Raw genomic sequence first — 25,308 nt, 5'->3', positions numbered from 1 at the left:
CTCACTAGAGGGGGAATTTTAAGTATTGGAGGAATATCATGCAGATTAATAGACTGTTTGGAATCATCTATCGATTACTTGATAAGAAACGAGTAACCTCCAAAGAATTGGCGGAACATTTTGAGGTTTCCGTGAGAACGATATTGCGCGATATAGAGACTTTATCAGCGGCAGGTATTCCCATCTATACCTTGCAAGGAAAGGGTGGGGGAATATCGCTCCTTGAGCATTATGTTTTGAATAAGACTGTGCTTACCGAGGAAGAACAGCATCACGTTTTATTTGCATTGCAAAGCTTGTCATCAACAGATCATGTGGATGTCAGCGGTATTCTTTCGAAGCTCCGCACTCTTTTTGATAAAACCGGTAATAATTGGATTGAGATTGATTTCTCGCATTGGGCTGACCGTGACCCGGATCACGAAAGGTTTGAAACTTTGAAAGAAGCCATAATCAGAAAGCAAGCCATCTCATTTTCCTATTTAAACCCCTACGGTGACATTGCCAAAAGGACAGCATATCCGTTAAAAGCGATCTTTAAAGCGAAGTCATGGTATTTGCAGGGATATTGTCTTTCAAAAGGAGACTACAGAACTTTTAAAATCACCAGAATGCAACATATTGAGATGTTGACAGAAAGTTTTGCAGATAAACAATTTCACCTTCCACCAATTCAATTTTCGGCTGGCGCAGCGTACTCCCATATTCATTTGAAATTGCGTTTTGCTTCACATGTGGCGTACAGAGTTTATGATGAATTTAATCAAAAGGACATCATCCGAAGTGAAGATGGATCTCTTCTTGTATCCGTAAGATTGCCGGATGACGAATGGTTATATGACTTTCTTCTTTCTTTTGGAACAGCTGTTCGTGTTTTAGAACCGCAATATGTCAATGAAAATCTTCTTCAAAAAATAGAAGAAATAAAAACAATCCATACCCAGCATATACCATGACACGCTGTTGTCATATTTTGAATGTTAGGATCGTGAGGTGATCAGAAAATATAAAAGGAGTGAGAAGGTTTGTTCACACACCGGGAAGTTATTGTCAAAGAGGTCCCGATCCATGTGGTCGAAGCCGGTTCCATATCAAAGCCGACAGTGTTTTTTATTCACGGTTGGCCGACTTGTTGGCTGGAGTTTGAAGGCGTGATGAATAGGCTTGCCGAAGAGTATCATGTTATCGCTATCGACATCCCCGGTATCGGGAATTCAGTAATTCCTTTGCAGTCATACAGCAAACGCAATATAGCCGAGTATGTTCGAGGGATTATGGATCATATGAATTTGTATGATGTCACTTTAGTAGGGTGTGATGCTGGAGGCCAGGTGACGTATGCTTTCTTGAAAAGCTTTCCTGACAGGCTTTCGCGCGCGGTGATTATGAATGTCGCCATTCCCGGTGTTGATCCGTGGAACGAGGTGAAAAGTAATCCTTACATCAGGCATTTTGCATTTCATAACGTACCTGAATTGCCAGAGATACTGATTTCAGGCAAAGAACTTCCTTATTTCTCCTTTTTCTATGATGTATTAGCCGGAAAAGGCAAGAGAATGAGTGAAGCCCGCAGGAAATCATATGTCGAAGCCTATTCCCGTTTAGACGCATTGAAAGCAGGGTTTGATTTATACAGAAGTTTCCTTGAGGATGAGAAGGATAATGTCGCGTCAAAAAATGTTATGGTGTCAACGCCGGTTCTTTACTTGCGAGGATCGGATGAATACACAAATATTGAAAAATACCTTGCCGGATTTAGAGAAAACGGCCTGCAAAATATCAATGCCAAGATAATCGAAAATTGCGGACATTTTTCAGCGGAAGAACAACCTGAAGAAACTTCAATCGCCATAAGGGAATTTATTCTGAATACCTTGATCGCTAACGGAACACGATAGTTCAAATTACAAAGCCAGTCTAATGTAACGTAGTGCTTTGACTATATAGGTGTATAAAAAACGGCTAATAAATATATCGACTAATTTCCATTTTTTCAGGTGTTTTTGCAAAGATCTATAATCAAAGCACTTAGGTCTCCACTTTGGGCTATCAATTATTCAATATCTATTGGTTCTTCTGCTAATTTATCAGCCTCTAACTCAAACAAGCCGATTTCTGTTTTAACTTTGATTTTTTTCTCATAATCTTCGTTCCATTTTACACCGCACTTTTTAGCATGTAGTCTTGGATCGTAAGGAACACCTTGTTTTAATCATGAGTAACACTAAAGGCCGCAGATGGTCTTACAGCAGCTGTTTTTGCTGAACTAGTCATAAGCTTTAATTTATTTTTTAAAGAATGGCTTCTTTGGATAATAAGGCGTGTACACCGTTTACGCCATTGACTAGTTGAGTAATATGCAAATCAACAAGAAGGCTTGCCAAATTTAATGCTTCTTTTCGCTCAAAACTATACAATTCCTGAATCCAATCAAGCATTCCCTCTAAGGCAATCATCGCTGCTTCATGTACATCTTCATGGAATCCAAAGGTAATTCTCTTATCGGGAGTCTCTGCTCTTGGGAACGATAAACATTGATCAAGTAATGTGAAGGTAAGATCAACTAACTCCATTGGACATTCGAGAGCTGGACTAGATACCTCTCCATCACCTTGAACAGCATGACCGTCACCAACAGAAAAAAGTCCACCTTCTACTGCTATGGGTAAGTATAAGATACTGCCAGCAATAAGTTCTTTACAATCAATATTCCCTCCACAATACCTTGGGGGGTAAGTGGAATGGATCCCATCTTCATTTGGAGGCATACCCATAATACCCATAAAGGGTCTGAGCTGTATTTTATGTCCTTTGTTACTAATCCCTAAATTGTTCGAGGCATCTAGGTCCCACCTCAAAACATACTCTGGTCCCTCGTGAAGACCCAATCTTTTGTTAATAATATTCGGAAATCCACCTCCGGTACTCCAGCCCCAATTGCCGGTCTTAATATCGTTTATACGAATAGCCAATGTTTTTCCTGGTCTTGCTCCATTAATATAAATAGGTCCGATCAAGGCATGGCCGCTGTCTTGTGGATGACGTCTTTCACAGAATTTCTCTCTCACACCGTCCAATTGAAATGTACCAGCATTCCACCCACCATCAAGAGTCTCGAAGCGAACAGTGTCACCTGAATTGATTGATACTATTGGAGTGAACTCTTTTGAAAAAGAACCGTGCAAAGTTGAACGTTCTGGGCGAATATAATACTCAGCCATAAAGACACCTCCCAATTTACCTTCTATATTATTGTACAATAGGAAATTATGGAGGTTATTTTATGAGTGACAGAGATTTTACTTTTAATGTAATTGAGCTTTCGATAGTTGGGTAAAAAGAGGTAGCCTGGAACGTTTTTTCATTCCAGACTACCTCTTTAATTTTCCAATTAGATTTCTAAGTACATACGCGAATAACATGTAGTTCTTTAAATTTTTCATAAAGAACTACAGAAATACTTTACTTTCATTGAACAATATATTCACTTGATATAGAGCGGTAAAAAGAACAAAAACATGAATGTATGTCAAAATAGAAATAAGTGAAAAATACCCTGATTACCGAGGGTCTGGAGATTTATGAGAACCTAGGGAAGAAAATGTTGGCGCACTACAACGAACTGTTCCTAGAATTTAAGATGCATAAGAAATAGTTGAAATAGAAAGAAAGAAGAGTCCATTCTTACCTATTAGCAGGAGAGTGGACTCTTTTGCGTTACTGGATAAAACATTCATCAATTTATTTTGTTTTTGTTGGTTTTGGTTGCTTCTGTTTTTGTTCCTCTGCTTTTAATCTTGCTAGTGTTAAATCTCTTAACTTTTTGGAAGTCATGAGGTCATTATTAATCACGATTTTCTTTCCTTCAATCGTCGTGATCTCGATGATATCTTCTTCCCTGCCGAAATAGGGGTGGATTACAAATGATTTTTCTGTTTGATAAGCGTGTATATAGAGGTGTAATTCTGTGGAAAGCAGGTATTCAACTGGTACGTATATTTTGGAATTTATGAGCCTTACGGTTGTCCAATCACAGAATTCATTACCGTTAATTTTCACGACGTCTGAGTTTAACCGGTAAACCAATGTGGTATAGTCTTTCTTTATCGTAACCTCTTGTGTTTTAGGATCCCATTTCTCAACTGTAAATCCCAGAGCATCAGCCAAATCTCGTATCGGGGCCATCAAGGCTCTACTCTGTGTACCATACACGGTTATTCCGGTAATCGTTTTGTACACGTCCTTGACATACCTAGGATGAGGCGTCCCAGATGAGAATTCTTCAAAAAACCCTTCGTAAATGATCTGTCCTTCTGGATTTAGGATTTGCCCATAATCTCCACAAGGGCTGAATTCTTTAAGGATATCAGAATAACAGACATCACCTTCGTATGTATCCCCGTTAGCATACTTTGATGTTCCGTGTTTCTTTATATCATAGGCCAGAACTTGATTCGGTGTGGAAAATTCAAGGTTCATAAAAAACAGTGTAGTAAACAAAAACACAAAAATAATTAGCTTCATATTAGTTCTATTCATCCAAATTTCCCCCAATTAGTTTTTCAGGGGGATTATAGCATGTTATTCTATCTATTCCAATATGTGGGCGATTGATAAGTTTGAATAAGAACGTGGATTCCTGAAACTTAAGATGCATAAGAAATAGCTGAAATAGCAAGAAAGAAGAGTCCAATATCTCCTTTAGTTACTGGGAGAGTGGACTCTGTTTATTAATCCATGTTTTTACGCTCTTACTTGACTTTCGAACGTATTTTTGTGTGCACCATTACAATAAGGTTTGTTCGTGCTTAAACCACATCGACAGAGATAGAACTGTTCTTTTGTTTCAACAGGAGTTCCTTCACCATCGATTAATTTCGTTCCTGATACTACTAACGGACCATTGTCTAATATCTTGATTTCAGCCATACTTTTCACCTCCAGTTCACTATATGCCTTGTCATCCGCTTGATATTACATTTACATGAAAAAACACGGGAAAAGGAACAAGAGGTTGAATCTATGATAAAATTAAGTGAGGGTGAAAAAACCTTATTGGATAGAGAGATAAGACAAAAGAGGAAGCAAAAAGGAGAGAAAGCATGACAAAGAAAATGGTTTTTTTCGATATAGATGGAACACTTCTCGACCACGGGAAGAAGTTGCCCGCATCTGCCAAACAAGCCATTCAAGCATTGCGTGAAAAGGGCCATGATGTAGCTATCGCCACTGGTCGCGCACCCTTCATGTTTGAGGACTTGCGCGCTGAGCTGGAAATTGACACCTATGTTAGCTATAACGGACAATATGTTGTATTGAATAACCAGCCAATTTATACAAACCCGCTCAATAAAGAAGCCATTCGCTCCCTTTCAGACTACTGTTCAAAGTCCCAATTGCCGCTTTTATATATGGATCATCTGGATATGAAGACCAATATCGAATTCCATCCATTTGTACAAAAAAGCATGGGCTCCCTAGAGTTTGATCATCCCGCATTCGATCCGGCGTATTATGAAGCCCGAGATCTTTATCAAACGATTTTATTCTGTTCGAAAGACGAAGAATTGCCAAATCAGACTGACTTTGATCATTTTCAGTTTATACGCTGGCATCCGCTCGCGGTTGACGTACTTCCGGTTGGAGGATCCAAAGCTAAAGGAATTGAGGTTTTGGTGAATCAATTGGGAATTAAAAGCGAGGACGTGTACGCTTTTGGAGACGGTTTAAACGATTTGGAAATGCTTCGTTCGGTTGCTAACAGTGTAGCAATGGGCAATGCTTCCGATGTTGTGAAGCAAGCGGCCAAATACGTAACCAAAGACGTTGACGAACACGGAATCGCACATGGTCTGGAGCTTGTCGGTCTGTTATAATAGTAGAATTCACATAGCCAATGGGGGAAATGAAAAAATGTCTAGCTTGCCAAATTGTCCAAAATGCAATTCAGAGTACACTTACGAAAACGGGATTCTATTTGTGTGCCCAGAATGTGGACATGAGTGGACTTTAGAATCAGAGAGCGAAAAAGAAGAGGTCAAGGTCGTCAAAGACGCGAATGGAAACGTCCTAAATGATGGTGATACTGTAACGGTAATTAAAGACCTTAAAGTAAAAGGAACTTCATTAGTCGTTAAAATTGGCACGAAGGTGAAAAATATTCGCTTGGTTGACGGAGACCATGATATTGACTGCAAAATCGATGGTATCGGAGCTATGCAGTTAAAATCTGAATTCGTTAAAAAGGTGTAACGACTAGAGGGCTGGCGAGAAATCGCTGGCCTTTTTTTAGCCAATGAAGCATACATCTTAATTTTATCCAGTATAATCAACTCGTAGTTCGTTCACAATGAAAGAATTCAATAAAATTCAGGAGGAATATATATGAAATATACGGTTATTACGGGTGCCAGTTCAGGGATTGGGTACGAATCGGCGCTTGCTTTTGCAGCTCGCGAAAAAAACTTGATCATAGCAGCCCGCAGAACGGAAGAATTGGAAAAGCTAAAATCAAAAGTGGCTGAAATTAATGCAGACCTGGATGTTGTCATTCGAACCGTTGATTTATCTGATAAAGCGAACGTATATGAATTTTACGAAAGTCTTCGGAATTATCAGATCGAGACATGGATTAACAATGCCGGTTTTGGAAACTTTGCTTCTGTGGGGGAACAAAATTTAAATAAAATCGAGACGATGCTTCACTTGAATATAGAGGCGTTAACCGTTCTGTCCTCGCTTTATGTACGAGATTATGCAGAGGTTGATGGAACGCAAATCATCAATATTTCTTCTGGAGGAGGATACCTGATCGTTGCCGATGCTGTGACCTACTGCGCGACAAAGTTCTACGTAAGTGCCTTTACAGAAGGTCTTGCACAAGAATTGAAAGAAAAAGGAGCCGCCTTGCAAGCCAAAGTTTTAGCTCCTGCTGCAACTGAAACGGAATTTGCTAAACGTGCGTTGGATTCAGATTCATTCCAATATGAAGGTGTAGTTCCTAAATTTCATACTGCGAAAGAAATGGCTGGATTTATGTTAGAACTTTATGATAGCGAAAAGGTTGTAGGCATTGTGAATGGTGAAACGTATGAATTTCAATTAAGAGATCCGATTTATCCGTATGTGACGAGAACAAGAAAATAGTTTGTAAAGGAACGTATTGACAATCAGGGCGGTGTTAGCCACGCCGGTATTACCACAAAAAACCGCAACAACCTTGGGGAGAGGGTCGTTGCGGTTTACTATCATCAATTATGCGGAAGTGGGGGGAATCCAGCCTGGCATAATCTGTTTTGAGAGATATTTTCCAAGCAAGGCGTACGCTTGTTGTACTTCTTGCTCAGAGGAAGGTTCTGTCTCGGTCAATTTGTAGTGGAGATTTAATTCTTTCCATTTGTACTCACCCATCTTGTGAAAGGGGAGCAGCTCGACTCGTTGAATGTTGGTCATGGGCTGAATGAAAGCACCAATCTGTTCGATGCTATCTGGATGGTCAGTGAGACCTGGGACAAGGACGTGTCGGATCCAGACGGGAATGTTATGCCGAGCCAGATACCTTGCAAATTGTAGAACTGATCTGTTCAAGCAGCCGGTGAGCTCGTGGTGCTTTCCTTCATCCATTTCCTTAAGGTCAAGCAAGACCAAATCGGTATACTGGAGTAACTCTTCCACGTCATCATTCCAAATCATGCCCGTGGTATCCAGTGCGGTATGGATGCCGGCTTCTTTACACGCTCGAAACAGGTCCTTTACAAATGCCGCTTGCATGAGGGGTTCTCCACCGCTTACCGTAATTCCGCCTCCAGATGCGCGATAGTAGGGCATGTAATTCTTGGCTTCCTCAAAAATCGTCATGCTGTCTACAGCCCTGCCATCGCTTAACTGCCAGGTATCTGGGTTATGACAGAATTGGCATCGCAGCGGACATCCTTGCATGAAGAGAATATAGCGGATACCCGGTCCGTCATCCAATCCCATAGTTTCTACCGAATGAATCTTGCCTTCCATACCATCACATTCTTTCGTGGAAAGTTCTGTTGATTACATCAAGTTGTTGTTCTCTCGTCAATTTAATGAAATTCACCGCATAACCAGATACACGAATGGTCAACTGTGGATATTTCTCTGGATGCTCCATTGCGTCGAGAAGCTGAGCCCGATCAAATACGTTAACGTTCACGTGGTGACCACCTTGCATGCTGTAACCATCAAGTAGGGATACCAGGTTTTTCACACGATCCTGACGATTTGTTCCAAGGGCACCTGGCACGATAGAGAAGGTGTAGGAGATACCATCCAAAGACTCTTCATACGGCAATTTCGCCAAAGAGGTGAAGGATGCGAGAGCTCCTTTTTGATCACGTCCATGCATTGGGTTCGCACCTGGCGCAAATGGTTCGCCTGCGATACGACCATCCGGTGTTGTACCTGTTTTCTTACCATAGACCACGTTAGATGTAATGGTAAGCACGGATTGAGTGTGCACCGCATTGCGATAGGTTGGATACTTGCGCAATTTGCTCATGAACTTCTCAACCATTTCAACAGCAATCTGGTCGACAAGCTCATCGTTGTTACCAAAAGTAGGGAACTCTCCTTCTGTAATGAAGTCAACAGCAATGCCTCGTTCATTGCGGATCGGTTTTACTTTGGCGTACTTGATAGCAGCTAGGGAATCGGCTACGACAGAGAGTCCAGCGATACCGCAAGCCATTGTGCGCAGGATATGACGGTCATGCAACGCCATCTCGAAACGCTCGTAGCTGTATTTATCATGCATGTAATGAATGACGTTCAGTGTATTGATATACAACTCCGCCAACCAATCCATCACTTGTTCATAACGTTCCATTACTTCATCGTATTGCAGATATTCACCTTGAAGAGGAGCGACTGCTGGTCCTACCTGTACACCCATTTTTTCATCTACACCGCCGTTGATTGCGTAGAGAAGGGCTTTGGCAAGGTTGGCGCGAGCACCAAAAAATTGCATTTGTTTACCAATTTTCATCGCGGATACGCAGCAGGCGATACCGTAGTCGTCACCATAAATCGGTCTCATTAAATCATCATTTTCGTATTGAATGGAGCTTGTCTCAATGGACACTTTGGCGCAGAAATCTTTGAAGTTCTGTGGCAAATCTTTAGACCAAAGAACAGTCAAGTTTGGTTCTGGAGCAGGTCCTAGATTGAAAAGAGTATGCAGAATACGGAAAGACGTTTTGGTTACGAGTGGTTTGCCATCCTGTGACATACCACCAATAGATTCAGTTACCCAAGTAGGGTCGCCACTGAACAAATCATTGTAGTCAGGCGTACGCAAGAAATTCACCATGCGGAGCTTCATGACGAAGTGGTCCATGATTTCTTGTGCTTCTTCTTCGGTAATGACACCTGCCTGCAGGTCACGCTCAAAGTAAATATCGAGGAATGTGCTGATACGACCAATACTCATTGCGGCACCATTTTGTTCCTTGATGGCGGCGAGATAACCAAAATACACCCATTGTACAGCTTCTTTCGCATTCGCTGCTGGTTTAGAGATGTCGTAACCGTAAGAAGCAGCCATTTGCTTGCATTCGTTCAGCGCACGGAATTGTTCGGTAATCTCTTCACGTTCACGGATTACTGCTTCAGTCATTGATTCTTTATTCGTTAAAGAAAACTGATGTTTTCTGTCTTCAATCAGGAAGTCAATCCCATACAGGGCGACACGACGATAATCCCCGATAATGCGTCCACGGCCATAAGCGTCGGGAAGGCCTGTAATAATGGCCGCTTTACGCGCAAGCAACATCTCTGGAGTGTAGGCATCAAACACACCTTGGTTATGGGTTTTACGATATTTCGTAAAGATATCTTTAACAAGCGGATCCATTTCGTATCCATATGCCTTAACAGAATCCTCAACCATGCGAATTCCACCAAACGGCATGATTGAGCGGCGGCGAGGGGAGTCCGTTTGAAGACCTACGATTTGTTCAATGTCTTCTTGGATATATCCAGGTCCATGGGAGACGATACTTGAAGGTGTTTTGGTATCAATATCCAACACGCCGTTTTTCTCGCGTTCTTGACGATACAGATCGTTTACGATGCTCTCTAGCTTCTTGGTGTTCTCGGTTGGTCCAGCCAAGAATTCATCTGTACCCAAGTAAGGAATCCAGTTGTTTTGAATAAAATCTCGTACGTTTACTTCGTTAGCCCACGCGCCTTGTTTGAAGCCTTTCCATGCTTGTTCTTTTTGAATGAGAGCCTCGTTTACATCTTTCATATATCTCAATTCCCTTCATAGGTGAGTATGGTAAAATGTAGGTTCCCCCCGGTTAAGATGAACCTTCAACCGGGAGGAGAGGTAGATGCTTAGCCTTTGTACGCTTGACGGTAGATGGCGGCAAGTTCTTTTACAAGTGGAAGACGAGGGTTGGCTGTTGTACATTGATCTTCAAATGCGCGTTCTGCAAGCGTGTCAACTTTTGCTTCAAATTCAGCTGCGTTTACTCCGCAAGCTTGAATAGATGCTGGAACCTCAACTTCTTTTGCCAAGTTTTTAACCGCTTTGATCAAAGATTCAACACCTTCAGCGGTGGTGGAAGCTGGCAAACCAAGGAAACGGGCGATTTCCGCATACTTTTCATCTGCAATGAAGCGCTCATATTTAGGGAAAGATACGAATTTAGTCGGTTTCGACGCATTGTAACGGATAACGAAAGGTAAGAGAACACTGTTTGCGCGACCATGTGGCACATGGAATTCAGCACCCAATTTGTGCGCAAGACTGTGGTTGATACCCAAGAACGCGTTGGCAAACGCCATACCAGCCATTGTGGAAGCATTGTGCATTTTTTCACGGGCTACTGCGTCTTTACCATCTTTATAGGCGCGTGGCAGGTACTTAAAGACAAGCTCAATTGCTTTCAGTGCCAACGCATCGGTATAGTCAGAAGCCATGATGGATACATACGCTTCAATCGCATGGGTGAGTACGTCCATACCAGTGTCAGCCGTTACACCTTTTGGCACGGTCATGACAAGAGATGGGTCAATAATCGCCACGTCTGGAGTCAATTCATAGTCAGCCAATGGGTATTTCTCATTTTGAGTTTTATCAGTAATAACCGCGAAAGATGTAACCTCAGAACCAGTACCAGATGTTGTAGGGATCGCAACCATTTGTGCTTTGGTACCCAATTTAGGGAACTTGTACACACGTTTACGAATATCCAAGAATTTCTGACGCAAGTCATCGAAGGAGAGATCAGGATATTCGTAGAACAACCACATACCTTTGGCAGCATCCATTGCGGAACCGCCACCAAGAGCGATAATGACGTCAGGTTGGAAGTTGTTCATCATTTTTACACCGTTCATTACGGTTTCAACGGATGGATCTGGTTCAACCTCACTGAAAATTTCGCAGTGAACATAATCAAGACGTTTACGCAATTGAGTCAACACTTTATCGACATAACCGAATTTCACCATGGAGTTATCGGTTACGATCATCGCACGAGAGATGTTCGGCATTTTCTCCAAGTATTGAAGAGAGCCGTTTTCGAAGTAAATACGATTTGGTACTTTAAACCATTGCATATTGACCCTCCGTTTAGCGACACGTTTGATGTTGATCAAATGACGAGATGTTACGTTAGAAGTTGTAGAGTTATGACCGTAAGAACCGCAACCAAGTGTCAAGGATGGGATCAATGTGTTGTAGATGTCACCGATCGCCCCGTGAGTAGAAGGGGAGTTCACGATCAGACGTCCAGTTTTTAGGCGTTTCGCAAAAGCGTTAATCACATCATCATCAGTAGAGTGGATAACAGAGGAGTGACCCATACCACCAAACAAGGTCATTTCTTCTGCGCGAGTGATCCCTTCTTCGCTGTTTTTTACTTTGAAGCAAGCAAGTACTGGGCTTAACTTCTCAGCGGACAATGGATACTTCGGTCCAACACCTTCTAACTCAACAACGATCATTTTGGTGTCAGCTGGTACGGAGAAGCCTGCCATTTTGGCGATGATTGCAGGGGACTGACCAACGATTGTTGGGTTAACCGCACATGTACCAGGCTTCATCATCATGTTTTCTAGTTTGATTTTTTCTTCTGGAGATACGAAGTAGCAACCATTTTCTTTCATGAACCCAGTTGTTTCAGCATAGATCGCTTCATCGATGATTACCGCTTGCTCAGAAGCGCAAATCATACCGTTATCAAAAGTTTTGGAGAGGATCAAGTCAGTTACAGCGCGTTTGATGTTTGCTGTTTTCTCGATGTAGCAAGGAACGTTACCCGGTCCTACACCAAGAGCAGGTTTACCGCTGCTGTATGCGGATTTAACCATTCCAGAACCACCAGTTGCCAGGATCAAGGATACATCAGGGTGATTCATTAATACTTGTGTTGCTTCTACAGAAGGGTATTCAACCCATTGAATCGCGTGTTTTGGAGCACCAGCTTCAATTGCTGCATCCAACAAGGTTTTTGCAGCAGCCACACTGCATTTTTGTGCAGATGGGTGGAAGGCGAAGATGATTGGGTTTCTTGCTTTAATAGAAATGATAGATTTGAACATTGTAGTAGAAGTTGGGTTTGTTACTGGTGTAACACCTGCGATAATCCCGATTGGTTCAGCGATTTCTACATATCCATCTGTTTCGTTTTCGTGAATAACGCCTACAGTTTTATCGTATTTGATGCTATGATAAACATATTCGGTAGAGAAGATGTTCTTCGTGATCTTGTCTTCGAAAACACCACGGCCGGTTTCTTCCACAGCCATTTTAGCCAATTCCATGTGTTTATTTAATCCAGCCAAGGCCATAGCCTGCACAATGCGGTCTACTGCTTCCTGATCAAGTTTCATCATTTCATCAAGAGCTGTTTTGGCGTTGGCGAGCAAGCCATCAATCATGCCATTTACGTCTACAGTAATTGTTTCTACTGCTTTAGTATCCGCTTTGCTTTTCATGTGAACTTCATCCTCCAATAGTGAGCTTTGAATGGTAATCGCAAAACAGAAAGAGAGTGGAAAGGAGACTTTGTGAAATAATTCACAAGTATAATGGCGATTGTTTTCCAGGTAGTTCGTTTTCCCCCTACCGAATCTCTTTGCACACTCATAATATAACGTTGTGAAATAATTCACAAACCCTATTTTACGAGATTATAATGATTTATCTGCTGAATTAACCGTTTTCACTCCCTTATAGATAGGTTTTTCGCTGTTCGAATAAGGTTTTTAAGAAATTTACGGTGGGGGAATAACAGCATTAGGTGTAGAGAATTAAGTCAGTAGAGTATACACAGGATTGTGACGTTGATCTCGAAACATCAGATTGAAAAATGGAAGCCTTCGATTCATCTTGAGGTTTTTTCTTTTATTTCTAAGACTATGTGCATTCAATCTCTTGCGTCATTTTCGGCAAGTGAGCCAGTATTCGGTTTCAATTCACCGATATTGTGAGAAATAGAAGGGATGATGGTTCTATAAGCAAAATGATAGTAGAGAGTTGTTTATTACCAAATAATGAAACGTATCATTCTTTGAGAGCGTATCCTTATTAGGAATACAATTGTTCAATTAAAGAGCAGAGGAGACGAACTTTTGATAAACACATTAAAATTAACCGGGTTATTTCTGCTATTTGTAGCGGTGTTATTAACAGGTTGTAATGGAAATGGGATAGAACTCAAAGATGGGGATAAAAACATTACCGTAGAGATGGATGAGGTAATTTCTAATTACATCATTCAAAAATACTTATCTTCATATGCTCACACAGAAAAACAGTTTGAAGTCCATAAAGTATATGGCACTAGTGAATCAAATGGAGTCTTAAGTGTCTATATGTGGTCTTATTATGGTGGTTTTAATAAATCCTCTGGTGAAGAAATCCAATCCGGACATTCTTTGCCTGCTGTCATTCGGTTAAAGAAGAATGATGCGCACTACTCTGTTATCGAATATATAGAACCTCAAGACGGTGATTTGTATCAGTCTTCTTTAAAAAAGATGTTTCCTGAAAAATACTTCAAATTGGCGCAACAAGATATTGGAAATATAAAGGATTTACAAAAGGAGATGGATACAAAAGTGCAACAATGGTTAGGAGAATAGAAATAAACGCCAATAAAAGGACCATAATCAGGTTCTTTTTCTTTTTTACTGGATTATCAACAGAGCTATTTCTAAAAAAATCCTTGGTCGCCATTGAAAACGCTCTATTTAAGTTACATTTTTTTTCACTAGGAAAATGAGAGGGAAGAGGGTAGAATGAAGGCGCAGAAAACATGTGAAATATTTCACATAGAATCTTCTCACTATGGAGGCAGTTATTTATGTCTTATCTCAAACCTGATGCCATTGCCAAAGTCACAGTTGAAACAGGATTCAAAAAAGCCACAATGCCAATCAGTCAAACACTCGTTTTGGGATTCTTGGCAGGTGCTTTTATCTCACTTGGTTTCTTGTTAAACATCCGGGTTGCTGCTGTCTTTCCTAAGGAGTGGGCCGGTGTGGGTTCATTTCTGGGAGCTTCCATCTTTCCATTAGGTCTTATTCTTACGTTACTCGCGGGTGGAGAGCTCTTGACAGGGAATATGATGGCCGTCCCGCTTGCCCGGTTCGCCAAACGAATTAGTTGGCAAGCTCTTGTCACCAACTGGTTCTGGGTAACCCTCAGCAATCTTTTGGGAGCTTTGTGTGTCGCGTATCTGTTCGGACATGTGCTTGGTTTGACGGAGACTGGGCCATATGCTTTGAAGACGGTTGCCATAGCCCATGCGAAACTGGAGGAAACCTTCTTGCAATCCTTCATTTCAGGGATTGGTTGTAACTGGCTAGTTGCTTTAGCCGTCTGGTTAGCATATGGAGCCGAGGATATGTCAGGCAAAATCCTTGGAATCTGGTTCCCGACCATGGCGTTCGTCGCTATTGGATTTCAGCACGTGGTAGCCAACATGTTTGTGATTCCGGCAGCCATCTTTGCTGGACACTTCTCGTGGTTGGATTATTTGAGAAATTTTGTCCCTGTCTTCTTGGGAAATGCCGTGGGTGGAAGTATATTTGTAGCGGGTGCATACTGGCTTGCTTATCTGAAAAACGATGAAAAAGTAGAATCTAGTAATACCATCAAACCTGTACAAGTGAGGGGTAAGAATTATGGTTGACCTATCGTTGTCCAGCATTCTCATCCGTTTCGTGCTGGGTGGGGGAGCCGTGGTTGCTTCAACATTTTTAGCTCGCAAAATCGGTGGAACCATAGGCGGAATCTTTGCTGCCTTTCCTGCTGTTTATCTTGCTGCTGTGTTGACCATTCGTCTTGACGCTTCCGGCAGCGAACTGATTAGTCGATCGATCGCGCTTTCCAAAGGGGCACTGATCGGAATGGGAATTAACATCCTCTGCGCTGTGGCGGTGGGCGTAATGAGTACCAAATACGGATGGAAAAAAGGCTTGGTTCAGTCAGTCGTCGGATGGTTGTGTGTATCCATTATTGTTTCTTATGTATCGACACAAATTGGAGGCTAACCAAAATGGAACGCAAACGGATGATACTTAGCTTTTTCTTGGGTGGGATTGCCGTTGTGCTCAGTTATCTCATTTCTAGTCTATCTTCCTGGAAGGTCTTAAGCGGTATCGCTGCCACTTTTCCATCAGTCATGATCATCTCCGTCATGATGGTCGGTTTAACTTATGGATCTCACAAAGCGGCGGAGATTGCCAGGGGATCTGTCTTCGGAATGGCTGGTTGCGCTCTCTGTGTGATAGTCGTCCTGATATCTCTCATGGTCACCAAAATCTGGTGGCTAAGCGTTGTCTTGGGATTACTCCTATGGTATGTTGGGGCATTATTCATTTATCGTATAAAAGAAGCTGTAAAAGCGTCCTTAATAAGTAGGAAGAATGTAAATAGCCGGTATCCTGTACACAAGGATTCCGGCTTATTGTTTTATATAAACGAGTAAATTCCTCTCAAAACTCATCTTGCTCATGAGTTTAAAAACTGGATGATACCGCTGCGGATTTTTTCTTCAATAATGGGATCGAACCGAGAAGGCAACCCGTAACAAAATATAGACTCTTCCGGTTCATAACCACCTTCCTCTAATTGTTTCGCTGTAACGACATAACCGATCGTACCGTTACTGTAGGGGATAGGCAGTATCTTATTGGCAAAATTATTTTTAATGAATGAACCGTATTCCACTACGATTTCTGCGTTGAACGCCAGAAAAGATAACCCATCTGCGATATCTAACCTCGTCAATTTTAAAGGTATTGACTGTTGCAATCTTTCCGGCTCATCCAATAGTTTTTGGGCCCATTTCTTCACGATTCCGGTTTTTGATTGTTCGATTTGCCTTAACTCTTTAATAGAAGGCACTCTTTGGAAGGGAAGATCGATAGTCTTTTGACTGCAACGAAGTTCATCAATAGTTACTGGCTTTAGCGAGGTATTAACAATACGGATGACTTCTTCAGCAAGAATATGGCCCAATATATTAATCGCTTCGGTACCCTCCGTCCCACTCTTTTGCAAGAGAGGATCGATATCACCACAGCACCCTTGCAGGTAAGAAACAAAAGCACCTTCCCCTAAATACCGTTCCAGGTAATCAACAGCGATACCACAAAATTCGGCTGACAACACATTCCGGTTCGTCGTTGCAGGATGGCATGTATAATGCACAAACAGCGCTTTGGTTTTACCCTCCATTGTAGTGAAACGAATAACATTAACTTCTGGATCTTTAGGGCCATCAACATTAGGAGCAATATCAATCTTACCGTTCACGTATTTTCGCCTGTTAATTCCAATCGGACAGTGTCCCTTACCGCGTTCCACCTGAACTTCTTCTAAATTGCCAATGGCACTTCCTATTCCTTTCAACAATCGAGCTTCCAGCAGTTGGATGTAACGGGGTTCGAGTTCACCGATTTCGATCAGTGAATTGGATGTTTGAGGGCCAGAGTGATTATGGGTCGCATGAAAAATAATTGCATTCTGTGTTATTTTCCACCTTTTGTAGATTTTAGTCCGTAGTCGCTTTATGAGTTCAAGGCCCCAAGAAAGAATATCGGCCGAAATGACTAATGATTTTCTTTTGTTGCTTACATTATGGTCCTGTTCAAAATAATGAATACGCGCAAAGATCGGTTGATCAATTATTTCGTAATTCAAGCCGTGTCGTGCAGAAAATCCCGCAAGCTGTAATGGTTCTGCCGGTGTGATGTCCACTTTCGCCGTTCCAAGTTTGAGATTTAACGGCATTGTACCACGTCCTTCCCGATAAAAATGGGTATATGCTAATCCAGTTTAAGATGTGAAGAATTGTTCACAGATTATTCTGATACTGTAACGATAATGTGGTATGTTGGTAAAATATACAGTTATATCCATATATATGTATTCGGGGGAGGAATGTCTCATGTACGTACCATTATTATTGCAGGACTTCTTAAAGCGGGCCGTCTACCATTATCCGCAAAAAACAGCTGTAATTGATGGCGAACGCAGATTTACCTACGAAGAGATTGGCCAACGCGTCAATCGGCTGTCCAATGCGTTTCGTTCCTATGGAATCCAGAAGGGAGATCGTATTGTTGTACTCTCACCCAATCGTCTCGAAATGTACGAAGCCTTCTATGCCGCCTTCCTGCTTGGAGCTGTCATTGTTCCATTGAACACAAGGCTACTTCCACACGACTATGAATATATTATGAACCACTCCGGTGCTAAAATGATTTTGGTAGACGCAGAACTTGCTCCTCTTATTACACCGATTGCACAAGGCCTTACTGAGGTGGAGTTTTATGTATCTTTGCCGGTAGAAGGTTGTAAGAATCCAAGTGATTGGCTTCACTATGATTCTATTCTTGAAAGCGCTCCCGAAACGATCGTCAATGTCGAAGTCGATGAGCGAGATATGGCAACCATTCTCTATACGAGTGGTACTACAGGAAGGCCCAAGGGTGTTATTCAAACGCACCGCAGCCTGTACATGAACGCGATTAATACGATTATTCATACTCGAGCAGAAGAGGAAGATGTCTTGCTTCACACATTGCCGATGTTCCATGTTAACGGCTGGGGGACACCGTTCTGTTTTACGGGAATGGGAGCGACTCATGTCATGCTGCGTAAAATAGATCCAGCACACATAGTTCGCCTCATAGAGCGGGAAGGGGTCACGGTTGCCTGTATGGCTCCCACCGTATTAAACATGATTTTAAATGAACCATCGTCCAAAACTGCTCACATTAACCAGAATATGCGTGTCGTGATCGCAGGTTCTGCACCTCCTCCTTCTTTCGTGAAAGCCGTCGAAAAAGAGCTTGGCTGGACATTCCTCCAGGTGTATGGCATGACGGAGGTTTCTCCTTTTATTACGGTGGGTCACGTGAAGAAGGCGATCCGCGATGAAGGCAATGAAGAGCTTATTCACCGGATGAAGGCCAAAGCCGGTATCAGTATGCTCAACGTGGAAGCGCGAGTCGTGAATGAATATGGCGAAGATATTGAACCAAACGGAATCGAAGTGGGTGAAGTTATCTGTCGCTCCAATTCGGTGATGGAAGGGTACTGGCAGCAACCGGAAGAAACAGCGCGTTCGATTGTTAATGGTTGGTATCACACAGGGGATATGGCAACGATTGATGCGAATGGTTACATCGACATTGTGGACAGGAAGAAGGATATTATTATTAGCGGCGGCGAAAATATATCCTCGATAGAAATTGAAGGAGCACTCTATGAGCATCCTAGCATCCTCGAAGCTGCCATCATTGCGGTCCCGCACGAAAAATGGGGAGAGGTTCCGCACGCCGTATGTGTAGTGCGAGAGGGACATCAAGCGACGGAGGAAGACATTATCGCGTTTTGCCGTCAGCGCATGGCGCACTTCAAATGTCCCAAATCGATTCAATTCGTCAAGGAGCTGCCGAAGACCGCATCCGGAAAAATCCAAAAGGTAGTATTGCGGGAGTCTTTCTGGCAAGCGGGGGAACGTAAAGTCAACTAGATAGATTTGAACAAATAGAGAGGAAAGAACACCATGCAATTGAAGCCTTTCACGGAAAGAGCGATCGCGATTATTCAAAACATCCCGAGAGGAACCGTCATGACGTATGGTCAAATCGCCGCCTTAGCCGGTAGTCCCAGAGGGGCCAGACAGGTTGTACGGATTCTGCATTCCATGAGTAGCAAATATCATCTACCCTGGCATCGAGTGATCAATTCCAAAGGGGAAATTGGCCTACAAGACCCTGAAGCTCAGTTTGCGCAAATCTCCTTTTTAGAGGAAGAAGGAGTGGAAGTTGCGAACCGCCGCTGGATAGATCTGAAGAAGTATCAGTACCATCCGAAATTAAATGATGAGTGAACTCGTAATCTAATTAGAAGTTATTTCGTTTGCAGCTCTTCTATTTTGCGTTTGCAGCTTTTGATATAATGACGATGTAGTTCGAGCATAAAGTTGCGATCATACAAAATAGGAGTGAGACGAATGGAAAAAGTAATGTTTATTGAAATTGGAATGGGCATTGATCTTCACGGTCAGAACGTAACCAAAGCGTCCGTTCGAGCTGTTCAAAACGCCATCCACCATAATTCAATGCCGGGCTTGCGTTCCGTCCTGCCTGATAACGACATACATAACATGAAGGTCCACGTAAGATTAGCCGTTCCAATTGACAAGGATCATGTAGATTTGGAGGCTGTCAAAGCAGAATTGCCTTATGGAGAAGTGACTTTCGAAGTGATTGATGGCGGAATGCTGACGTCCAGTGGTGTCGTACTTGCTGACAAAGATGATGTGAACGATCTTGCCTATGTGGTTATCGCCTCCGTTGAGGTAGGGTATTAAACAAAAGCAGAAAGATTTAGGGAGTGAAGGTGTTTGGTAAAAGATCCGAAAACCGCTTTACTCGTAATTGATGTTCAATTTGGACCTATGTGGGGGACATATCGCAAGGAAGAAACACTCGGAGTCATTCACCAGATGATTGAGAAGGCGATTTCTGAACAAATACCGATCTTCTATGTACAGCATGAAAGTCAGCAAGGTGAGCCCATGGCTAGGGGATCGCAGTTCTGGCAGTTTATTGAAGGAATAACTCCAAGATCAAGCGACGTTATCATCCATAAGCAGGCAACAGACGCTTTTTATGAGACAATACTTCAGGAAGAGCTTGACCGGGGTGGAATTACACATTTGGTAGTCGTCGGTGCTCAAACCCAGTTCTGTGTGGATACGACTTGTCGCGCTGCCATCTCAAGAGGATTTCAGGTTACGTTAGTCGAGGATGGTCATACGACAGTAGATGGTCTTTTACCCGCTGAACAAATTATTAATCATCACAACCATAACCTGAGTACGGTAGGTACTCCGAAGAGCCGTATCCAAGTAGTGCCTTCGAACAAGATTGTATTGTAAGATTTACTTTCGTTAAGCTCCCTTTCTTACTAAGGGAGTTTTTTGCTTTTTTGACAATTTTCATAACAAAGTAGTAGAGAGAGTTGAAGCCGGAGTTGTAACATGATAAACTTACTTTGTCTAAAATTAGTACCTGGTAATAATACTTGATCATAATTAATTCCAACCAACTGGAGGGTTAAAAAATGACTGTATCTAAAGCCCGTATAACCGCAATCGGCTCTTATGTTCCAGAGCGTGTCTTAACAAATGCTGATTTAGAAAAAATGGTGGAGACAAGTGATGAATGGATCGTACAACGCACAGGGATTCGAGAAAGACGAATTGCCCATGAGAATGAATTCACAAGTGATTTGTGTGTGCAGGCTGTTCGCAATTTAATGGAACGGTTCAACAAACCAGTAGATGATGTGGATATGATCATGGTTTGCACGATGACACCTGATTTTCACACACCTAGTGTAGCGTCGTTGGTGCAAGGCAAATTGGGCATCAACAATACCGGAGCCATTGACCTTAACGCAGCATGTGGCGGCTTTACATACGGACTACATCTAGCGAATGGATTGGTGACCTCCGGATTAAATAAAAAAGTACTCGTCATTGGGGCAGAAACGCTGTCCAGGATTACCGATTTCACGGATCGAAATACGTGTGTTCTTTTCGGAGATGGTGCCGGAGTCGCGCTTGTTGAATACGATGAAGAGTGTCCCAGCTTCCTTGCTTCTCATCTTGGATCAGTTGGCGAGGCGGGGATGCATTTATATTGCACCAATCTGTCCAATCGGATGGATGAACTTCTTTTAAAAGATCATGGCTTCATTGTTCAGAATGGACGGGAAGTGTATAAGTGGGCCGTCACCACTGTCCCTCAAGGAATGACCAAGGTGATGGAGAAAGCAGGCATGGATTTATCAGATGTGAATTGGTTCGTACCACACAGCGCTAACCTCCGAATGATCGAATCCATGTGTGAGAAAAGTGGGTTTCCGATCGAACAGACACTTTACAGTTTAGAAAAGTACGGGAACACCTCATCTGCCAGCATCCCCTTGGCTTTAGATAAAGGAATCAAGGAAGGAAAGCTTCAAAGAGGTGACAATATTCTTTTGTACGGGTTCGGTGGAGGATTGGCTTATTGTGGATTGCTGGTCCAATGGACAATCTAATCAACATCCAATCCAATCAATGCCTTCTCTAAAAACAAACGAACACGTAGGGCTTGGGAACAAGTTTGCAAATCAAAGATCGAATCAGTGGTTGGTTGAGGTTGGCTCAAGTACTGGCAATGTAAAAAAACCAGGAAGAAAAAATTCTTCCTGGTTGAAAATAACCGATTGTTCCCAAGCAATCAAAAAAATCAAATCTGGATCAAACCACTTATAATTACAACTGTACCGAACCCCGTGCACACCAATCCAACAGGATTCAGGATTCTTGCTGAAGATCTTTTTACAAGACAAGCAATTCCTAAAGTCAACAGTAGGACACCAAAAAAAATACTAGACATTATTAACGGAGAAGCAATTTTATCAAGAGCATTGTCTATATAACTTTCAATCATTTCTTCCATATTGATTAAACCTCCAGTCATCTATTTGCGTAACCCCAAACTAACATACATATAAATGTATGTATTTTATTAAAAAAAACGGCATCGTGACAGCCTATCGTGGAATGCCAATTTCTTTGTGAAAATTCTCGAGAGCGGATAGTATTTGATCATCAAAGATAGGTAACCCAATACCATTAAACAATTCCTGCAGGTGTTTTACTTTTAGCATATATTCATCTGTATCTACTGAAAAAATAATCGGGCTCAGCCAAATATTGGTTAGTAACATAAGAGTTTCAGCAGTCTGCTTTGGGTATTGGACGAAGAGTGAACCGTCGATCACACCTTCCTCAATAAACGCAAGGATATCAGGAGCCCCTATGTTGATACACTCTCTTAATTGGTTGGCAACAAGTTTAGGACTTTTTAAAATGGAGGGGATAGACTTGATTGCCTCAATCTGTCCGTGATTCGTAAAGGAAAGTAAAAACGCACTTTTTAGTTTTTCTAGACCATTTAAGCCTGTCATTTCTCTTGTTATATCAAAAGGATTATGTTCTAATGCCAATCGATTGAGAACGGCGTCAATAATATCTTCTTTCGATTTGAAATGATGATAGAAAGCACCCCTAGTCAAATCCCCTAATTCGTCAACAATATCTTGGATGGTTGTTTTTTCCCAGCCTTTGTCAATGAAAAGCTTGGTGGCGGTGTCTAATATTCTCTGTTCAGTTATTTCAGGGTATTTATTGCGTGGCAAATGAACCACCTCCTTACATACATTCATATGTATGTTAATATGTTAGGATTTGTATGTCAATCATTATGTACCTTCACTCAGCTTCCTTTGGCTGCTTCATATATTTGCGATCGTTCATGAATAATCGCCAAAAATAGAAGAACCCCGGGAACAGAATGAGAAACCCAACGATGTAGGAGACGAATACCGCATGAAACGTTTCCGGATGAGTAAAGCCAGACTCGACTGTAACGATGGGATAAACCATGTAGGGAAAATGCGCCCGACCGTAGGCATAGCCTGCCAGCAAATATTGTACAACCACCGACACAACTGCGAGGCGAGGATAGCCACGCTCCTGCTTATTTCTTTTTGGAAGAAGCAATACCACATAACCGAGGAAGAAAAAAAGTACAGAACCAAACAAATAGGGAAAATAGGAAGTAAGGTTGGCGTAGAGCCACGTTGCCTCCGTTTTCATTGTGATGATAATGAAAAATGCCATTAACAAACTGAGAGGTCCTACTAACAGGGCATCTTTTCGATAAATCCGGTAGGCATCCCGCTCATCCGCCACTTTGGAATAATCGGTTAAGAGCAGAGAGGATAAAAACAAGGTGCTTGTGATCGCAAACCCTACAAACGAGAGAGCATGGGGACTGAGCAGCAATCTACCCAATTGCAGTTCCTGTCCACCATTGACCTGTTCAATAAATCCGCCATGGGTGATGGGCAGTACAAGAATGAGCAAACCAGGGATGATAAAACCGGTAATCCCCGAAATAACGGTTAAGATTTTACGATAATCATGCGCAACGTGCGAGAAGACGAGAAAGGCGCTACGTACAGAGAGCAGAAGAAGAATTAAACTACCTGGTATGAGCAATACCGTCCCCAAGGTAAAGGTAGCACCCGGAAAAAAACTAACTAATGCGACCACGATGGCAACAATAAATACATTCGTTACCTCCCATGTCGGAGAAAGATAGCGATTCGCGATGTTCGTGGCATTCGTCTTCTCCCGATTCAGGTAAACCATGGACCAGAAGCCTGCACCAAAGTCCATGGTCGCCATTACCGAGTAGATGAAGACAAAACCCCATAAGACAGTTATCGCCAGAATTTGATCGGACATTGGACTTTCCTCCTGTTCAAATTAGATTTTGGCGTTTTCATTTATTTCGTTTTGGAGCGGATGTCGTTTGAAGTAATAGAGCAGGACAAGCACAACGGCTAGCCCAAGAATTAGGTAGGCCAGGGTAAACAGAATGAACAGAGTTCCAAGTGGAGTGGTGGTAACAGCTTGTTCGGTTTTCATCATGTGATAGATGACCCATGGCTGCCTGCCTGTACAAGCAAAAATCCATCCAAACTCGATCCCCAGCATGGATAGAGGCCCTGAAGCAACGAATAACCACATCATCCAGCGTGGAAAAACTTGCTTTTTCATAAGCTTGTTCCAGGAAAATCCGATGATGGATAGAAGAATCAAAAGGGAGCCAATTCCTACCATCGCGTTGAACAGGGTATGGACAAACAGCGGGGGCCACTCGTCCTGCGGGAAGTCATTCAGCCCTTTTACAATGGTGTCAAATCGATTGCCAGCCAAAAAACTAAGCGCCCAGGGGATGTGAATCGCATATTTTACTTCTTGGGTGTTCGGATCCGTGAATCCGCCAATCGCTAGAGGCGCATGCGATTGCGTTTCAAACAGTCCTTCAGCTGCGGCCAGTTTCTCAGGTTGATAGCGATGCAGGTACTGAGCCGATTCATGACCATTAAAAGCGGTTACCAGAGAAAAGATCCCGCCAAAAGCAAGCGAAAGCATGAGCGCTTTGCGATGAAACTGGTAGATTCTCAAGTTGGTCCGTTCACGGATCATCTTAAACGCAGCAATCGAAGCAATAACAAATGAACCGGTCATTAAGGCAGAAAACACAACATGTGTGGCAGTAACGAAGAAGCTGGGGTTAAAAAAGGCAGCCCACGGATCAACATCAACTAAATTACCGTTCACAATTCGAAAGCCTGCCGGTGTTCCCTCAAAGGCATGGACATTCGTAATAAGAATAGCGGAGGCTGCTGCTCCGATGGCGACCATGCTCACACTGAGAATTCTCATTCTGGCTGAGATTCGATCTGCCGCGTATACATAAATCGACATGAACAAGGCTTCTACGAAAAAGGCGTATATTTCGATCTGAAAGGGAAGAGCCATTACTTTGCCGATCAGCTCCATAAATCCAGGCCAAAGGAGGGTTAGTTGGACACCTGCGATTGTTCCTGTTGGAATCGCAACTCCAAGCAAGACGGCAAACGCTTTCGTCCACCGATTGGCCATAACGGCGTAATCTCGATCTTTGGTTTTCTGATAGAGCAATTCCGCACATAACACCATCAGGGGAATGCCGACCCCAAGGGTTGCAAAGATAATATGCATACCCATCGTCGTGCCGAACAAAGAGCGTGCTGTCAGAACATGAGTCAACAGTTATCTTCCTTTCCATGTCATCTATCTCAATTATTTTCCATGGAAGCATATGTCATTCCTAAATACCTAAGATTCTTTG

The 25,308-nt window shown here is 42.4% G+C and carries 25 protein-coding genes and 1 pseudogene; 15 read left to right on the top strand and 11 right to left on the bottom strand.

What is annotated here, in order from left to right:
• Positions 1-38: 38 nt before the first annotated feature.
• Together ACQCN2_RS05910 and ACQCN2_RS05905 are read left to right on the top strand one after the other, a co-directional pair.
• Positions 39-956: a helix-turn-helix transcriptional regulator gene (locus ACQCN2_RS05910; protein WP_426927967.1), complete on the top strand. Its 918-nt coding sequence runs from the start codon at positions 39-41 to the stop codon at positions 954-956.
• A gap of 69 nt (positions 957-1,025) precedes the next feature.
• A complete protein-coding gene (locus ACQCN2_RS05905) occupies positions 1,026-1,898 on the top strand; it encodes an alpha/beta fold hydrolase (RefSeq protein ID WP_426927966.1) in 873 nt (290 codons plus the stop codon).
• Between the two features lie 393 nt (positions 1,899-2,291).
• On the opposite strand, the gene ACQCN2_RS05900 is transcribed toward ACQCN2_RS05905, so the two are convergent.
• From ACQCN2_RS05900 to ACQCN2_RS05890, 3 genes are all read right to left on the bottom strand, one after another.
• The gene (locus tag ACQCN2_RS05900) at positions 2,292-3,221 is read right to left on the bottom strand and encodes an acetamidase/formamidase family protein (protein ID WP_426927965.1); all 930 of its coding nucleotides are present in this window, start codon (positions 3,219-3,221) and stop codon (positions 2,292-2,294) included.
• 520 nt (positions 3,222-3,741) lie between these two features.
• Positions 3,742-4,539 carry a copper amine oxidase N-terminal domain-containing protein gene (locus ACQCN2_RS05895; protein ID WP_426927964.1) on the bottom strand — a complete coding sequence of 266 codons (798 nt, stop codon included), beginning with the start codon at positions 4,537-4,539 and terminating at the stop codon, positions 3,742-3,744.
• Positions 4,540-4,743: 204 nt separating this feature from the next.
• Complete coding sequence (locus ACQCN2_RS05890) at positions 4,744-4,929, bottom strand: CDGSH iron-sulfur domain-containing protein (RefSeq protein ID WP_426927963.1); 186 nt, start codon at positions 4,927-4,929, stop codon at positions 4,744-4,746.
• 173 nt (positions 4,930-5,102) lie between these two features.
• Here ACQCN2_RS05890 and ACQCN2_RS05885 point away from each other — a divergent pair, with 173 nt between their 5' ends.
• The 3 genes from ACQCN2_RS05885 (at position 5,103) to ACQCN2_RS05875 (ending at position 7,146) form a co-directional block, all read left to right on the top strand.
• Complete coding sequence (locus tag ACQCN2_RS05885) at positions 5,103-5,876, top strand: Cof-type HAD-IIB family hydrolase (protein WP_426927962.1); 774 nt, start codon at positions 5,103-5,105, stop codon at positions 5,874-5,876.
• Positions 5,877-5,913: 37 nt separating this feature from the next.
• Positions 5,914-6,252 (top strand): zinc ribbon domain-containing protein YjdM, encoded by a 339-nt coding sequence (locus tag ACQCN2_RS05880; protein ID WP_426927961.1) that lies wholly within the window; start codon positions 5,914-5,916, stop codon positions 6,250-6,252.
• 132 nt (positions 6,253-6,384) lie between these two features.
• Positions 6,385-7,146, top strand: coding sequence for an SDR family NAD(P)-dependent oxidoreductase (locus tag ACQCN2_RS05875; RefSeq protein ID WP_426927960.1), 762 nt, complete (start codon positions 6,385-6,387; stop codon positions 7,144-7,146).
• A 108-nt stretch (positions 7,147-7,254) separates the two neighbouring features.
• Here ACQCN2_RS05875 and pflA read toward each other — a convergent pair whose 3' ends face one another.
• The 3 genes from pflA to adhE form a co-directional block, all read right to left on the bottom strand.
• Complete coding sequence (gene pflA, locus ACQCN2_RS05870; RefSeq protein ID WP_426927959.1) at positions 7,255-8,010, bottom strand: pyruvate formate-lyase-activating protein; 756 nt, start codon at positions 8,008-8,010, stop codon at positions 7,255-7,257.
• 4 nt (positions 8,011-8,014) lie between these two features.
• Positions 8,015-10,276 carry a formate C-acetyltransferase gene (gene pflB, locus ACQCN2_RS05865; protein WP_426927958.1) on the bottom strand — a complete coding sequence of 754 codons (2,262 nt, stop codon included), beginning with the start codon at positions 10,274-10,276 and terminating at the stop codon, positions 8,015-8,017.
• Positions 10,277-10,365: 89 nt separating this feature from the next.
• Entirely contained in the window at positions 10,366-12,975 is a 2,610-nt protein-coding gene (adhE, locus tag ACQCN2_RS05860; protein ID WP_426927957.1) for a bifunctional acetaldehyde-CoA/alcohol dehydrogenase, read from the bottom strand.
• A 473-nt stretch (positions 12,976-13,448) separates the two neighbouring features.
• On the opposite strand from adhE, the pseudogene ACQCN2_RS05855 reads away from it, so the two are divergent.
• The 5 genes and pseudogenes from ACQCN2_RS05855 to ACQCN2_RS05835 form a co-directional block, all read left to right on the top strand.
• Positions 13,449-13,571, top strand: a pseudogene (locus tag ACQCN2_RS05855) (IS1595 family transposase); the annotation flags it as partial.
• Positions 13,572-13,611: 40 nt separating this feature from the next.
• Positions 13,612-14,124, top strand: a complete 513-nt coding sequence (locus tag ACQCN2_RS05850; protein WP_426927956.1) for a hypothetical protein — start codon at positions 13,612-13,614, stop codon at positions 14,122-14,124.
• A 221-nt stretch (positions 14,125-14,345) separates the two neighbouring features.
• A complete protein-coding gene (locus ACQCN2_RS05845; RefSeq protein ID WP_426927955.1) occupies positions 14,346-15,176 on the top strand; it encodes a formate/nitrite transporter family protein in 831 nt (276 codons plus the stop codon).
• Entirely contained in the window at positions 15,169-15,537 is a 369-nt protein-coding gene (locus tag ACQCN2_RS05840) for a DUF3147 family protein (RefSeq protein ID WP_426927954.1), read from the top strand. The genes ACQCN2_RS05845 and ACQCN2_RS05840 overlap by 8 nt, the downstream gene beginning before the upstream one ends.
• Positions 15,538-15,542: 5 nt before the next feature.
• A complete protein-coding gene (locus tag ACQCN2_RS05835; protein WP_426927953.1) occupies positions 15,543-15,974 on the top strand; it encodes a DUF3147 family protein in 432 nt (143 codons plus the stop codon).
• Positions 15,975-15,997: 23 nt separating this feature from the next.
• Here ACQCN2_RS05835 and ACQCN2_RS05830 read toward each other — a convergent pair whose 3' ends face one another.
• The gene (locus ACQCN2_RS05830) at positions 15,998-17,281 is read right to left on the bottom strand and encodes a hypothetical protein (RefSeq protein WP_426927952.1); all 1,284 of its coding nucleotides are present in this window, start codon (positions 17,279-17,281) and stop codon (positions 15,998-16,000) included.
• Positions 17,282-17,438: 157 nt separating this feature from the next.
• Between ACQCN2_RS05830 and ACQCN2_RS05825 the strand changes: the two genes are divergently transcribed.
• The 5 genes from ACQCN2_RS05825 to ACQCN2_RS05805 all read left to right on the top strand — a co-directional run bounded on the left by ACQCN2_RS05825 (position 17,439) and on the right by ACQCN2_RS05805 (position 21,613).
• Positions 17,439-19,031, top strand: a complete 1,593-nt coding sequence (locus ACQCN2_RS05825) for a long-chain-fatty-acid--CoA ligase (RefSeq protein WP_426927951.1) — start codon at positions 17,439-17,441, stop codon at positions 19,029-19,031.
• Between the two features lie 39 nt (positions 19,032-19,070).
• Positions 19,071-19,391 carry an MGMT family protein gene (locus tag ACQCN2_RS05820; protein WP_426928181.1) on the top strand — a complete coding sequence of 107 codons (321 nt, stop codon included), beginning with the start codon at positions 19,071-19,073 and terminating at the stop codon, positions 19,389-19,391.
• A 123-nt stretch (positions 19,392-19,514) separates the two neighbouring features.
• Positions 19,515-19,874, top strand: a complete 360-nt coding sequence (locus ACQCN2_RS05815) for a Lin0512 family protein (RefSeq protein ID WP_426927950.1) — start codon at positions 19,515-19,517, stop codon at positions 19,872-19,874.
• 33 nt (positions 19,875-19,907) lie between these two features.
• Positions 19,908-20,444 carry a cysteine hydrolase family protein gene (locus tag ACQCN2_RS05810; RefSeq protein WP_426927949.1) on the top strand — a complete coding sequence of 179 codons (537 nt, stop codon included), beginning with the start codon at positions 19,908-19,910 and terminating at the stop codon, positions 20,442-20,444.
• A 185-nt stretch (positions 20,445-20,629) separates the two neighbouring features.
• Positions 20,630-21,613 (top strand): ketoacyl-ACP synthase III, encoded by a 984-nt coding sequence (locus ACQCN2_RS05805; RefSeq protein ID WP_426927948.1) that lies wholly within the window; start codon positions 20,630-20,632, stop codon positions 21,611-21,613.
• A 191-nt stretch (positions 21,614-21,804) separates the two neighbouring features.
• On the opposite strand, the gene ACQCN2_RS05800 is transcribed toward ACQCN2_RS05805, so the two are convergent.
• The 4 genes from ACQCN2_RS05800 to ACQCN2_RS05785 form a co-directional block, all read right to left on the bottom strand.
• Entirely contained in the window at positions 21,805-22,017 is a 213-nt protein-coding gene (locus ACQCN2_RS05800; protein ID WP_426927947.1) for a hypothetical protein, read from the bottom strand.
• 94 nt (positions 22,018-22,111) lie between these two features.
• On the bottom strand, positions 22,112-22,759 hold the full coding sequence (locus tag ACQCN2_RS05795) for a TetR/AcrR family transcriptional regulator (RefSeq protein WP_426927946.1): 648 nt from the start codon (positions 22,757-22,759) through the stop codon (positions 22,112-22,114).
• A gap of 73 nt (positions 22,760-22,832) precedes the next feature.
• The gene (locus tag ACQCN2_RS05790; protein ID WP_426927945.1) at positions 22,833-23,873 is read right to left on the bottom strand and encodes a cytochrome d ubiquinol oxidase subunit II; all 1,041 of its coding nucleotides are present in this window, start codon (positions 23,871-23,873) and stop codon (positions 22,833-22,835) included.
• A 21-nt stretch (positions 23,874-23,894) separates the two neighbouring features.
• Positions 23,895-25,226 carry a cytochrome ubiquinol oxidase subunit I gene (locus ACQCN2_RS05785; RefSeq protein WP_426927944.1) on the bottom strand — a complete coding sequence of 444 codons (1,332 nt, stop codon included), beginning with the start codon at positions 25,224-25,226 and terminating at the stop codon, positions 23,895-23,897.
• Positions 25,227-25,308: the final 82 nt, after the last annotated feature.

The sequence above is a fragment of the Brevibacillus ginsengisoli genome (assembly GCF_050113715.1).
Classification (GTDB): Bacteria; Bacillota; Bacilli; order Brevibacillales; family Brevibacillaceae; genus Brevibacillus_H; species Brevibacillus_H ginsengisoli.
The sequence above is the reverse complement of the archived record's forward strand: the minus strand, read 5'-3'. Positions and strand labels throughout refer to the sequence as shown.